The following is a 12,713-nucleotide window of genomic DNA, read 5'->3' on the forward strand; positions in this document are numbered from 1 at the left end:
CTCCGGGGGTGGGGGGGGGGGGGGGTGGGGCCCCCCCCCGCCGCCGCCGACCGCGGGGCGGCGGCGGACGGCGGTCCGGGGGGAGAAGCCGAGTTCGGTGAGCGCGCGGTCCGGCCACATGTGCCGGAAGACCCGCTCGTAGGCGTAGTTGGGGCAGCGGATCTCGCCGGATTCGACCCGCCCGACGTAGCGGGCGTCGCAGGACACGTGCTCCCCGATCTCCCGGGCCGCCCGGCGCACGGCCATGGCGAACTCGCCGGGTGAGCGGTTGCCGCGCAGTGCGCGCATCACGGCGTTGGGTGACGGGCGGTTCGGCTCGGCCGGTGGGGTGGCTGCCATGGTGCGCTCCGTGGTCGTGCGGAGGGTGGTGGTGCGGGTGCGCGGCCGGCGGCGCCGGAGGTGCGCGGGTGTCGGGTGCGGGGGCGAAGTGCGGGTACGGTCCGGGTGTCGGCACGGTGGTGCGCGACGGTGCGGGAACGGCCCGGTGTGGCCGGTGGGGTCGTCGTGACCCGCCACCGACAGTACCGGGCGTGACCGGTCGACCACAGCCGGTTTATGGGAGATGTGCCCCCAATTCGGTATAAAGCGGGCGTGGTTGCGGGTTATCCGCCATGAAATGCCATGCCTTGCTGTAAGGCGCCCCGTGGCCTGTGAGGTGTCCGCCGCGTTGTCCTGATACGTGGAAGCCCAGGCCGTCGCCCCGGCCTGCCGTCCGTCCCCGCGGCCCCCACCTCCCGGGCGGCGGCGCTTTTGACCCGACGAGGTACAGGAGGGCCCATGATGGCCACCGGACTGTCGCAGTACCGACCGGCCGCCGGCGGCGTGCTCGCCGGCGCCGCCCCCGCCCTGCTCCCCGACCCGGCCGACGACCGGATCCCCGGCCGGGGCCCGGTCGAAGGCGGACGCGCCCCCCGCGGCGGCCGGCACCCCGGCCACCGCCTCGGCCCCGGACCGGACCAGGACACCCTCGTCACCAGCTGCGACACCGTGACGGTCGCCCTGCGGCACGGCTTGGAAGCGGTGGACATCCTGCGGCTGCGCAGGGCCTGCGGGGCCGTCCTGCAGAGCCGCAACGGCAGCACCGTCACCTTCCTCGTCCCCGTCGGCACCAGCGAGACCTGGCACCTGCCAGGCAGCTCCTGTACCGCCGGCGCCCTGCTGCCGACCGCCACCGACCCGCGGTGGGTGATGCCCCCCTCCGGCGCCGCCTGCGCCGCCCGCCCCACCGACGCCTGGGTGCTCCGCTCCGCCCTCTGCGAGGCCGCCTGCACGCTCACCGCAGGCGGCCTCGGCCCGTTCTAGCGGGCGTGCCGTGCGGATCCCGCCGGGCCCGCGAGCCTGGCCCGCCCCTCCGGCCGGATCCACCTGGCATGCCCCCGGACCTCCCTGATCTCCCTGACCTCCCTGACCAGCGAGGCCGCCCCGCCCGGCGGCGATAATGGCGGTCATGGGACGAAGCAGCAGAGCAGCCCGGGGCACGGGCCGCGGCACCGAGCGCGACACCGGGCCGGACGTCACCGGCCCCGGCGGCCGCACCCACGCCCAGGGCCCGCTCACCCGTCCGGTCGGCTCCGGCCTCGCCGAACTGCGCCCCGACCGGGACCGCCCCGCGGCCTGGTCGCTGCTGATCGACGGCGCCCCGCAGTCCATGGTCGACCTCGCCGACCCCACCCACCTCGGTTTCGAGTACCAGCGCCGGCTCGGCCACCTGATCGACCTGGTCGCCCCGTCCGGCCGCCCGCTCACCGTGCTGCACCTCGGCGGCGGCGCCCTCACCCTGGCCCGTTACGTCGCGGCCACCCGGCCCCGCTCCCGCCAGCAGGTCGCCGAGATCGACACCGCGCTCACCGAACTCGTCCGCACCGAGCTGCCGTTGGAGCGCGGCTGGCAGATCAAGGTGCGCGGTGCCGACGCCCGCAGCGTGCTCGAACGCACCCCCGAGGGCAGCGTCGACCTGGTCATCACCGACGTCTTCTCCGGCGCCCGCACCCCGGCCCACTGCACCACCGTCGAGTTCACCGCCCTCGCCGCCCGCGCCCTCGCCCCCGGCGGCTGGTACGCGGCCAACATCGCAGACGGCTCGGCGCTGCCCTTCGCCCGCTCCCAGATCGCCACCCTCGGCGCGGTCTTCCCCGAACTGTGCCTGGTCGCCGACCCCGCCGTCCTGCGCGGCAAGCGCTTCGGCAACCTCGTCCTCGCCGGCGCCCACGCACCCCTCCCGATCGCCGACCTCACCCGCCGCGTCGCCTCCGACGCCGCCCTCGGCCGGGTCGAACACGGCTCCGCCCTCACCGCGTTCGCCGCCGGGGCCGTCCCCGCCACGGACGCCACCGCCGCCCCCTCCCCGGCCCCGCCCCCGGGCGTCTTCCGCTGACCACCCCGAGGGGCTGCCCCCGGGCGTGAACGTCCGCGGCCGGCGCTGGAACCGTCGCCAGGAGCGTGAGTCCGGTCAGTGCCCGCGCGGTAGGCCGCGGTGCTTGCACATGGCCGCGCCGGTCAGCAGCAGCCCGGCGGCGATCGGCGCGAGGACGGCGGTCGCGGTGGCGGAACCGTCGCCCACGGCCGTCACCGTGGCGGTGTCGGCGAGCGCGAGGGTTTCGGACGGCTGGGCGGGTGCGCCGGGCCCGACCGGCAGGGCGGTGGTGGCGCCCGTCCGGTCACGGCTCGTGGCGGGTCCGGCCGCGCTCCGCCCGTCCGGGGCGGTGGCCTCCTGGACCGGGGGCGCACCGGCCGCCCCGGACGGGCGGGCGGTGGCGGCCGGTGCGGCGGAGCGGACTCCGGTGGCGCCGGGCCGTGCGGTGGCGGGCAGTTCGGCGGGCCCGCCCTCCCGGGAGGCGCGGGTCTCGGCGGGGCGGCCCTGGGCGGGGACGGTGTCGGGCAGGCCGGAGGCGATCGCGAAGGCGTCGGGGACGGCGGCCCGTTGCCCGGGCAGGGGGAGTCCGCCGGCTCGGATCCGGTCCTGGAAGACGCTGCCGACCGTGCCGGTGGCGCCGTCGATCCCGGCGTCGGGGACGGCGCCGGTCAGTTCCCCGACGAGCCCGGGGGAGGGGCGCTCGGCCTCCTCGGCCGCCGGGCGCCCGGGGTCGTCGGACCGCTCGGCCGACGGACCGTCGTACGCGGGCCGCCCGGCCTGGGCGAGCCGGCCGGGCGCGGGCCCGCCGGCCAGGGTGCGGCGGACGGCGGGCCGGGTCTGGTCCGGCAGCGGGTCGGCGCAGGCGGCCTGCGCGCCGAAGCCCCCGAGTTGGGCGAGGAGGGCGCCACCGGCGGCGAGGACGCGGGGCAGCCACCGGCCGATCGCGCGCCGTACGCCGACGCCGCGGGGGGCGGGTTCCTGGGGCTTGGTCGCGTGATTGGCTCGCATGTGAGTTGAGAACGAGCGGACGGGTCGTGAGGTCACGCCCGCCGTCACGGACAGTCATCGCACGGGTGGCCCCGGGCCGGGTTGCCCGGGGCCACCGGCCGTGGCGCGGTCAGGAGTTGGGGCGCAGGGTCCAGGTGACGGTCATCACGCCGGTGACGGCGCCGTCGGCGCGGGTGATCTCGACGGTGACCGGGAACTCCGGGCGGCCGCCGGCGTCCAGCTCGGCGACGACCTCGGCGGCGGGGCGGCCGAGGACGGCGGTGGCGGTGACCTCGCCCATGGCGAGCTTCTTGTAGGCGATCTCGGCGTTCACCGCGAGCGGCACGGCCCGGGAGAGCTGGTCGCCGAAGGCGGCGAGCACGATGCAGCCGCTGGCGGACTCGGCGAGGGTGAACATCGCGCCGGCGTGCGGTCCGCCGACGTGGTTGTGGTACGCGGGCTGGTCGGGCAGCCGCAGCACGGCGCGGTCCGGGGTGGTCTCCAGGTACTCCAGCTTGAGGGTGTGCGCCATCGGCACGGTGGAGTCGAGCAGCTGGCCGATCGAAGGTGTGGTCATGGCAGGAATGTTACTAGCCAGTAGCTTCTGGCGGCAGGCCTGCGCCGGGAAAACCCGAACCGCGGTGGAGAGTTGAGGGAACGCGAAAACGCCTGAGGGGCCGATCTCTCGAAGAGATCGGCCCCTCAGGCTCTGGGGTGAGTGACGGGACTTGAACCCGCGGCCACCTGGACCACAACCAGGTGCTCTACCAACTGAGCTACACCCACCATCTGTCCGGCCCGTTTCCGCTTCCGCGTTCCCGTTCCGACAGGAAGAACTCTACAGGATCCGAGAGGGTGCTCGCGCCAGGCTTTCGTCCGGGCGAACGCGGGCACCTCCCCCGGGCTCCTCGGGTCAGCCCTCCGGGGCCTGGTACTTCTCGGCGATGGCGCGCGCGGTGTCGGTGTCCGGTCCGGGCTGCGGGACGAACACCGCCTCGCGGTAGTACCGCAGTTCGTCGATGCTCTCGCGGATGTCGGCCAGCGCCCGGTGGTTGCCGCCCTTCTGCGGGCTGTTGTAGTACGCCTTCGGGTACCAGCGGCGGGCCAGCTCCTTGATCGAGGAGACGTCCACGATCCGGTAGTGCAGGTGCTTCTCCAGGGCCGGCATGTCCCGGGCGAGGAAGCCGCGGTCGGTGGCCACCGAGTTCCCGCACAGCGGCGTCCGGCCGGCCTCCGGCACGTGCTCGCGGATGTACGCGAGCACCCGCGCCTCCGCCTCGGCCAGCGTCACACCCTGCTCCAGCTCCTCCAGCAGGCCGGAGGAGGTGTGCATCGCGCGCACCACCTCGGGCATGCCCGCCAGCGCCTCCGCCGGCGGGCGGATGATGACGTCCACACCCTCGCCGAGGATGTTGAGCTCGGAGTCCGTCACCAGTGCCGCGACCTCGACCAGGGCGTCCTGGTCGAGGTGGAGGCCGGTCATTTCACAGTCGATCCATACCAAACGGTCATTCACACAACTCACCCTACGGCGCGATCACGCGCCGCGGGGACCGGCGGAGCCGAGCGGGGCTCCGGGGCACAGCCCTCGGCCTGGTGCTCCTCCGCGCCGCCGTGCGGGCCGTGGCCGTCCGGCCGCTCGCCCTCCCGCCCGGTCCGGACCGCGTGGCCGTCCCGAGTCGGACGGGCCTCGCGCGCCGCCCGGGCACCGTCGGCCGCCGCCGCCCGGCCGCCCTGCGGACGGGCCTGCGGCACCCGCGCCTGCCGGCCCCGGAGCTCGCCCGCCCCGGTCGCCGGCTGCCCGGCGGGGGCGGGGGCCGGCACCCGGCCGGTCGCCGCGCCGTGACCGCGGGCGGAGCCCGCCGCGGCACCCGGCTCGTCCGCGGGCCGTTCGACCGCACTGCGGTGCCCCTGCCCCTGGCCGCGCGCCCCCGGCTGGGGGTGGCCGTCCTCCGCCGCCGCGTGCTCCGCGGTGCGCGGCGGACGCCCCGCCCCCGACCCGGCCTGCGGCGGCACCAGCGGCGACCGCACCGGACCTCGCCCCGCACCCTGCTGCCCGGGGTGCGGCTGCTGCGCGGCCTGCTGGTGCGGGTACGGCTGCCCGGCCCGGGCGTGGAAGGCCCGGTCGGCCGGCGTCCCGGCCTGCCCCGGACCGAACGGGCCGGGCTGGCCGTGCGGGCCCGGCTGCCCCGCCGCGGCCGGCGACGCGCCGTGCGGCAGCGGCTGGCCGTGCGGGCCGACCTGCGCCGGTGCGCCGTTCCCGGCCGGGAACGGGTACGCGGGCTGCGCGCCGTGCTGGCTGCCGTGTGCCCCGCCGAACAGCGCCGCGCCCGCTGCCGACCCGGCCGTGGCCGCGGCGTGCGGCAGGGCGCCGGGCAGCCGCAGGTCGCTGCCGTGCGGACCGGTCGGCACCGCCGACTGCGGCCCGGGCCGGCGCGCCCGGTAGCTGGTCCGGTACGCGGCCGGCGAGACCCCGAGCTGGCGGCGGAAGTGCCCGCGCAGCGCCACCGGCGAACGGAACCCGCACCGGCGGGCGACGTCGTCCACCGACAGCTCCGAGGTCTCCAGCAGCCGCTGCGCCTGGAGCACCCGCTGGGTGATCAGCCACTGCAGCGGCGCGCTGCCGGTGAGCGTGCGGAACCGCCGGTCGAAGGTGCGTCGGCTCATGTACGCGCGTGCCGCCAGCACCTCGACGTCGAACTGCTGGTTGAGGTTCTCCAGCGCCCAGGTGACCACCTCGGCCAGCGGGTCGTTGCCGATCTCCTCAGGTAAAGACTGGTCGATGTACTGGGCCTGTCCGCCGCCGCTGCGACGGCTCGGGACCACCAGGCGACGGGCCAGCGCGTTGGCCGCCTCGGCGCCGTGGTCGCTGCGCACCACGTGCAGGCACAGGTCGATGCCAGCGGCGGTGCCGGCCGAGGTGAGCACGTCGCCGTCGTCGACGAAGAGCTCGCGCGGGTCCACGTGCACCCGGGGGTAGCGCTTGGCCAGCGTCGGCGCGTACATCCAGTGGGTGGTCGCCGGGCGGCCGTCGAGCAGGCCGGCGGCGGCCAGGACGAAGGCGCCGGTGCAGAGCCCGATGATCCGCGCGCCCTCGTGGTGGGCCTTGCGCAGGGCGGTGATCGCCTCGACCGGCGGGGGCTGCGAGATCGAGCGCCAGGCCGGTACGACGATCGTGCCGGCCCGGGCGAGGGCCTCCAGGCCGTACGGAGCGGAGAGGGTGAGGCCGCCGGTGGTGGCGAGCGGGCCGTCCTCGCCGGCGCAGACCAGCAGCCGGTAGCGCGGTACCCCGGCGTCCTGGCGGTCGACGCCGAAGACGGACAGCGGGATCGAGCTCTCGAAGATCGGGGCGCCGCCGAAGATCAGCACCGCGACGGTCTCCCGGCGTCGGCGGCCGGAGAGCTTGCGCGGGGCGGAGACCGTCATCGGGGTCGACGAGCCGTTCGCGCCCGGCCCGCCGTGGCCCAGCGGGCCGTGGCCGGGGGAGCCCAGGGGGAGGCCGGCGAGGGGGCCGCCCAGGGAGCCGGTGGGGGCGCCGTTCAGGCCAGGGGCGCCGTTCGCGCCGATCGCGCCATTCGCGCCGATCGTTCCGCCCGCCCCCGGGTAGCCGGGATAGGTCGGGAAGTCGGCGCCGTAGGCCTGCGCCGGGCTGACGGTGCCTCGGCTGACGACCTGTCCGGAGTGCGCCTGCTGGCCGCCGTGTGCCGACCCGCCATGCACTGCTCCGACGTGTGCCGACCCGCCGTACGCGGGACCGCCGTACGCCTGCCCGCCGTGTGCCGCTCCGCCGTGCTCTGCGGCCGCCGCCGAGGTGCCCGTGGCGGCGATGCCGGGGGAAGGCACTGTGGGGTACGAGGAGTGCGAGACGGCGCCCGGGGTGCCGGAGTTGCGGGTGGTGGCGGCGGTCGCGGAGGTGCCGGTGCTTCTCGCGGACCGAGCCGCGATACCGGCCGCCGCCTGGCCGCTGTCAGGACCCGCGTCGCTCCTGCTCACCCTGCTCAAGGCGCTCAAGCCCCCTCGGTGGTGTGGTGTGGGTGGTGCGGCACTACTGCTCGCCAAGATCGAAATCTATCGGGTGGACCATTGCCGTTGTGACAAGTTCACCATCCGACGCTATGTCGACATGGCAATTTGGCGTGATGCATTCGATCACGAAGCGTGGCACCCGTCGACCCTTCTGGGAAGAGGGCCGGTGCAACGGTGGCTGGTTGTCGCGGGGCCGGTCCTGGGGCGTCCGGCCCGCGCGCGCCCGGTCGGCGGGTCTGGGCTGCGGATTTGCCCAAGCGGGAGGGATCGGCGCGAAATTGACCGAAAATCGGCGGTGCACGAGAGGGCGCACGAAATGAGCTCGTGCGCCTCCCAGGCTTCATCCGGCCAGGGCCGGGGCGGCGGAACCGGGGCGCGACCTCCGGGTTACCGTCCTGCCGTGAACACCAACAGCCGGCTCGAACAGGCCAACGACAACGCCGCCGCCTTCTGGCTCGCCCAAGCCCGCGTGCACGGCTGGCGGTTCCGCACTCGCCCGGGCCTGACGGCGGTCCGCTGCGCCCGCACCCCGGAAGACTCGCACCGCTTCGTGGTCACCAGTCCGTACGTCGAACCAGCGCTGGTGGAAGGGGAGTTGGAGGACCTCCTGAAGGAGTGGGAGACCATCTGCTTCACCCTGGAGGACCCGTACGGCGCACTCGACCTGACCCGGTTCGGCGCCACCCGGATGCCGGTCATGCCGGTGATGACCCGTGAACCCGGCCCGGTCGACGGCGTCCCGGCCGTCCTCCCCTCGCTCTCGGAGGCGCACGGCGGCGGCTCCCTGACGGTCGATGAGGCGCTGGACGGCGATGCTTTCGCGCAGGTCGAGCGTGCGATCGTGGACGGCTTCCCGCTGCCCGCCCGGCAGCCCTGGACCCGTGGCGAAGCGCTCCCGGAACAGCTCCTGCGCGAACCCGGGCTCCGGGCCTGGCTGGGCCGCGTCGACGGCGCCACCGCCGGTACCTGCCTCACCTACGACGACGGCCAGGCCACCGGGGTGTACTGGGTCGCCACCCTGCCCGACCGGCGCGGCCAGGGCGTGGCCCGCGCCGTACTCCAGACCGCCCTGGCCCACGCGCACCCCGACCGCCCGGCCACTCTGGTCGCCACCTCGCTCGGCGAACCGCTCTACCGCAAGCTCGGGTTCACCGCGCAGGCCCGCACCTGCTGGTGGACCCGGACCTCCGCGCACGGCTGACGGCCGGGCCGCCCCGCGGCGGGGTCGTCTCTGGCTGCGGTGCGGGGCACCAGTTGCGGTGGGGTGCGGTGCGGCGGGGTGCGTGAAGGGCGTGCGGTGCGTGTGTGGGGCGGGGTGTGCGAGGTGGCACGTTCAAGCGGGGTGCTACGGGGCGGCCGCCGCCGGCGCCACGGCGAACGTGGTCCGCGCGGGCCCCGCCCCATCCGCCGTCGTACGGACGGCCGTTGGGTGCGCCACCGCGACGGGGCGCAGCACGCTCGCCCCCGGGTCCGTCGCCGGGCCCGCGCCCGGGACCAGGCCAGGACGGCTGTCGGCGACCACGGCAAACTCGCCGGTGCGGTTTCGGACATCCGACCCCGCCATCGAACCACCGGGGGCACTGACCGTTCCGGCGTTCACGGCAGCAGGCGCGAACGGGCCGTCAGGGGCGGATTCCGTCGGCCGTGCGCCGGTCCGCGCGCCGAGGAGCGCCCCCGCGCGCACCGGCACCCCGGTGGACCGCCGCTGGACCGGCCCGCCCGCGCGCAGACCCGGCCGGGCCGACGGCGCGCCGCGTGCGGCGAGCACCTGACCGACGGCCTCCGGCAGGCCGGCCGCCTTCAGCGTCGGCCGGTAGCCGCTCTCGGCCCAGGGCCGGCCGTGGTGCAGCCAGACGCTGCGCAGGCCGGCCAGTTCGGCGCCGGCGATGTCCGCGGGCGCGTGGTCCCCGACCATCCAGGTGTGCGCGGCCCACGTCCCGGTGGGCGCGACGCCGCACCGCTGGGCGGCTATCTCGAAGATCAGCGGATCCGGTTTGACGCAGTCGGCCTCCTCGGAGATGACCCAGCCGTCGACTAGCGGCCCCAGCCCGGTCCGCCGGATCTTCTCCAACTGCGGCCGTGTGCCGCCGTTGCTGACGATGCCGAGCGTCCACCCGGCCGCCCGTGCCGCCTGCAGCGCGTCGACGTGTCCGGGCGGGCAGTGGATGTGGGAGTTGATGCCGTGTCGGTAGTGGGCGAGCAGGAACTCGGTGGAGACGTCCAACCCGTAGCGGCGCCGGACGGCGGACAGTACGGTGCTGCGCGGCACGTAGCCGCCGCCGTCGAGAGTGACGAACCATTCGAGGTCTCCGGGCGGCAGGTCGCGCTCGGACAGAAAATCCTGAGCCCAGGCCCGGAAAGCGGCGTCCCTGGGGAGCAGCGTGTTGTCGAGGTCGAACAGGAGCAGGGGCATGCCAAGCATGGTGCCAGCGGCCGCGCCTATGCACCTGGCAAATGCCAGACCGCGTCGCGAAGCCGTACGTAGTGGCTGAAACGGGTTCCAGGACCTGGCGTACGGGTGGGTCCGGACGGGCCGGCTGAGGCTGGCGGGGCGTGACGGTTCGCGACGTGTCGCAACGGATCGTCGCCGATCCATGACAGTCCGGTCACGGTGTCCGGCAGGCCTGTTGCGTCGCCCGGTCCGCTCAGTCAAGCTCCAGGGAACCTCCTTTCTGGAGGGGGCGCGTGGCCTGCGGGCGGGGCGCACTGCCGACGGCGGGCGCATCCTCCTTTCGCGGGAACAATGCCGCTCCGAGGCCTCACCGCTGGGCTGGGCCTCACACCCGTCGTACTCTGAAAGGAACAGGTCACATACGGTGCTGCGCGGCGCAGACCGACGTCATCCCGTGGGCGGGCCTGCTGCCCGGGCGGCGTTGTCCTCTCCTGTCGGCCCCTCTCCCCTGAAGAGCCGTGAGCCATGGCTGGTTTTGAGTCCTTCCGACCGGTGGAGCCGGATGCGCCCCGCAGCGTGGGCGCAGGCGCCGGGCACGACGGCGGCCGCGCGGACCTCGCTCCAGCCGACGGGCACGCCGATGTATCGGGTCGCCTGCCCGCCAGTAGGCAGGCCGATGACCGAGCCGACGACCAGGTCGACGCCCAAGCCGACGAGCCCGGCTGCGCACCGGCCGACGAGCGCGGGGGTGAGCGCAGGGGCGAGCGGGCTGATGACCGTGTCGACGAGCACGCCGGCGAGCGGGTTGGCGACGCCGCTGCCCAGCGAGCCGACGCGCCGGCTGGTGCCTCGGGCGTCGCTGGTACCGCCGATCACACCCCGGGCGCTGAGGAAGCCGGCCCGGAGCCGGGTGCTCCCCGGGGCCTCGTGCGCGCTCTGTGCGGCCTGGTCCGACGGGGCGGCCTCGCCCGGCACGACCGTCCAGGGCCTCGCCAGCGGCGTGGCGGGCACCCGGCCGACCCTGCAGGGTCTCCGGTGACGGGCCGCCTAGGCCCGGGCGCCGAGCGCCCGGAGGCGTCCGGCCTGCCCGGCGCGCACACCGAGTCCACGGCCCGGGACGCGTCCGCGCGCTCCCTCGACCCGGTCTTCCAGCACGGCGTGGTCGTCGGCTTCGACGGCTCCCTGTCGAGCGAGCGCGCCCTCGCGTACGCGGTGGGCATGGCGCGCCGTTCGCAGTGCGGCCTGGTGATCGTGCACGTCGCCAATCGCCTGCCCGCCACTGTCTGGGCAGGCTGTGAACCTCCCGTCTTCGTCGACCTCCCCGACCACCGGACCGAGGTCCTGGGCCTGGAGCTCGCCTGCGCGGACTTCCTCACCGGGGTGCCGTGGATCCTGATCGAGCGGGGCGGTGACATCTGCCACGAGATCGAGGAGGTCGGCCGCGAGTACGCCGCCGACGCGATCGTCGTCGGCACGACGCACGGCCTGCTCGGCAAGATCTTCGGCTCGGTCTCCGGACGGCTGGCGCGGCGGGCCAACCGCCCGGTGATCGTGATTCCCTGACGCTCCGTCGGGCGCCGCATTTCCGCGCCCCCGGAGGCGTCTCCCTGTTGCCGGCCGATGGGGTGGTCGGCCGATGGGGTCGGCCGCTACTGGTGTCGACCGGCCTCGCCGACGTCGGCCTGCTCCTCTGCGTCGGGCGCTCCTCAACGCCGCCTGAGGAGCGGGGTGTTGCTCCGGTGGGGCCGGATCAGAACCCGGCGCCGATCTCCCGGGCGATGAGCATGCGCTGAACCTCCGATGTGCCCTCCCCGATTTCCAGGATCTTGCAGTCGCGCCAGAAACGGGCGACCGGGAACTCGTTCATGAAGCCGTACCCGCCGTGGATCTGGGTCGCCTCGCGGGCGTTGTCGACGGCGGCCTCGGACGAGTACAGCTTCGCGATCGCGGCCTCCTTCTTGAACGGTTCGCCGTGCAGCAGCCGGGAGGCGGCGTCCCGCCAGGCCAGGCGGGAGGTGTGGGCGCGCAGCTCCATGTCGGCGAGCTTGAACTGGATGGCCTGGTTGGCACCGATCGGCCGGCCGAAGGCCCGGCGCGTGCCGGCGTACTTGACGGACTCGTCGACGCATCCCTGGGCCAGGCCGGTGGCCAGGGCCGCGATCGCGATGCGGCCCTCGTCGAGGATCCGCAGGAACTGGGCGTAGCCTCGGCCACGCTCGCCCAGCAGGTTGGCCGCGGGGACGCGGCAGTCGGTAAAGGACAGTTCGCGGGTGTCGGATGCGTTCCACCCGACCTTCGAGTACTTCTTCGATACCTGGAACCCCGGGGTCCCGGTGGGCACGATGATGGAAGAGATTTCGCGCGTTGGCGAGCGGAATTCGCCTTCTTCACTCGAACGAGCGATCGGTTCCGTGAGTGCGGTGACGGTGACCAGACCGGTGATGTCCGTGCCGGAGTTGGTGATGAAGCACTTGGTGCCGTTGATGACCCACTCGTCGGTGGTCTCGTCGTACCGCGCGGTCGTGCGGGTCGCGCCGGCGTCCGAGCCGCCCTCGGGCTCGGTCAGGCCGAAGGCGCCGAGGAGTTCGCCGGAGGTCAGCCGGGGCAGCCACTCGCGCTTCTGCTCCTCCGTCCCGAACCGGTGGATCGGCATCGCGCCGAGCGAGACGGCCGCCTCCAGGGTGATCGCCACCGAGGAGTCGACCCGGGCGAGTTCCTCCAGCGCGATGCCCAGCGCGAAGTAGTCGCCGCCCATGCCGCCGTACTCCTCCGGGAAGGGCAGGCCGAACAGGCCCATGCGCCCCATCTCGCGGACGATCTCGTACGGGAACTCCTCCCGCTCGTAGAACCCGCCGATCTTCGGCGCCACCACGTCCTGGGCGAACTCGGCGACGGTGCGCCGCAGTTCCTCGTACTCGCTGCTGAGCCGGTGGTCGAACACGGTGATCCTCCTGG

At 74.9% G+C, this 12,713-nt stretch carries 10 protein-coding genes, 1 tRNA gene and 2 pseudogenes; 4 read left to right on the forward strand and 9 right to left on the reverse strand.

Going from position 1 to position 12,713, the window contains the following annotated elements:
* Window positions 1-339: pseudogene (locus ACFV6D_RS01955) on the reverse strand (tetratricopeptide repeat protein); the annotation flags it as partial.
* A 438-nt stretch (window positions 340-777) separates the two neighbouring features.
* On the opposite strand from ACFV6D_RS01955, the gene ACFV6D_RS01960 reads away from it, so the two are divergent.
* Together ACFV6D_RS01960 and ACFV6D_RS01965 are read left to right on the forward strand one after the other, a co-directional pair.
* Entirely contained in the window at window positions 778-1,302 is a 525-nt protein-coding gene (locus ACFV6D_RS01960; RefSeq protein WP_208869100.1) for a hypothetical protein, read from the forward strand.
* Between the two features lie 136 nt (window positions 1,303-1,438).
* Window positions 1,439-2,374, forward strand: a complete 936-nt coding sequence (locus ACFV6D_RS01965) for a spermidine synthase (protein ID WP_380334972.1) — start codon at window positions 1,439-1,441, stop codon at window positions 2,372-2,374.
* Between the two features lie 75 nt (window positions 2,375-2,449).
* Here ACFV6D_RS01965 and ACFV6D_RS01970 read toward each other — a convergent pair whose 3' ends face one another.
* From ACFV6D_RS01970 to ACFV6D_RS01990, 5 genes and pseudogenes are all read right to left on the reverse strand, one after another.
* Window positions 2,450-3,361 (reverse strand): hypothetical protein, encoded by a 912-nt coding sequence (locus ACFV6D_RS01970; RefSeq protein ID WP_380557714.1) that lies wholly within the window; start codon window positions 3,359-3,361, stop codon window positions 2,450-2,452.
* 109 nt (window positions 3,362-3,470) lie between these two features.
* A complete protein-coding gene (locus tag ACFV6D_RS01975; RefSeq protein WP_063349298.1) occupies window positions 3,471-3,917 on the reverse strand; it encodes a DUF4442 domain-containing protein in 447 nt (148 codons plus the stop codon).
* A gap of 133 nt (window positions 3,918-4,050) precedes the next feature.
* Window positions 4,051-4,126: transfer RNA gene (locus ACFV6D_RS01980), tRNA-His, on the reverse strand.
* 127 nt (window positions 4,127-4,253) lie between these two features.
* Window positions 4,254-4,856, reverse strand: a complete 603-nt coding sequence (gene orn / locus ACFV6D_RS01985) for an oligoribonuclease (protein WP_380557717.1) — start codon at window positions 4,854-4,856, stop codon at window positions 4,254-4,256.
* A 907-nt stretch (window positions 4,857-5,763) separates the two neighbouring features.
* Window positions 5,764-6,766 (reverse strand): annotated as a pseudogene (locus tag ACFV6D_RS01990) (helix-turn-helix domain-containing protein); the annotation flags it as partial.
* Window positions 6,767-7,766: 1,000 nt separating this feature from the next.
* Between ACFV6D_RS01990 and ACFV6D_RS01995 the strand changes: the two are divergent.
* On the forward strand, window positions 7,767-8,567 hold the full coding sequence (locus tag ACFV6D_RS01995) for a GNAT family N-acetyltransferase (protein ID WP_380378816.1): 801 nt from the start codon (window positions 7,767-7,769) through the stop codon (window positions 8,565-8,567).
* A gap of 144 nt (window positions 8,568-8,711) precedes the next feature.
* Here ACFV6D_RS01995 and ACFV6D_RS02000 read toward each other — a convergent pair whose 3' ends face one another.
* Window positions 8,712-9,779 carry an HAD family hydrolase gene (locus ACFV6D_RS02000; RefSeq protein WP_380557720.1) on the reverse strand — a complete coding sequence of 356 codons (1,068 nt, stop codon included), beginning with the start codon at window positions 9,777-9,779 and terminating at the stop codon, window positions 8,712-8,714.
* A 426-nt stretch (window positions 9,780-10,205) separates the two neighbouring features.
* Window positions 10,206-10,769 (reverse strand): hypothetical protein, encoded by a 564-nt coding sequence (locus ACFV6D_RS02005; protein ID WP_380557723.1) that lies wholly within the window; start codon window positions 10,767-10,769, stop codon window positions 10,206-10,208.
* 72 nt (window positions 10,770-10,841) lie between these two features.
* Here ACFV6D_RS02005 and ACFV6D_RS02010 point away from each other — a divergent pair, with 72 nt between their 5' ends.
* On the forward strand, window positions 10,842-11,321 hold the full coding sequence (locus ACFV6D_RS02010; RefSeq protein ID WP_063351389.1) for a universal stress protein: 480 nt from the start codon (window positions 10,842-10,844) through the stop codon (window positions 11,319-11,321).
* 187 nt (window positions 11,322-11,508) lie between these two features.
* Here ACFV6D_RS02010 and ACFV6D_RS02015 read toward each other — a convergent pair whose 3' ends face one another.
* Window positions 11,509-12,699: an acyl-CoA dehydrogenase family protein gene (locus tag ACFV6D_RS02015; protein ID WP_063349303.1), complete on the reverse strand. Its 1,191-nt coding sequence runs from the start codon at window positions 12,697-12,699 to the stop codon at window positions 11,509-11,511.
* Window positions 12,700-12,713 lie beyond the last annotated feature (14 nt).

It is taken from the genome of Kitasatospora sp. NPDC059812 (assembly GCF_042732075.1).
In the GTDB taxonomy this organism is placed as follows: Bacteria; Actinomycetota; Actinomycetes; order Streptomycetales; family Streptomycetaceae; genus Kitasatospora.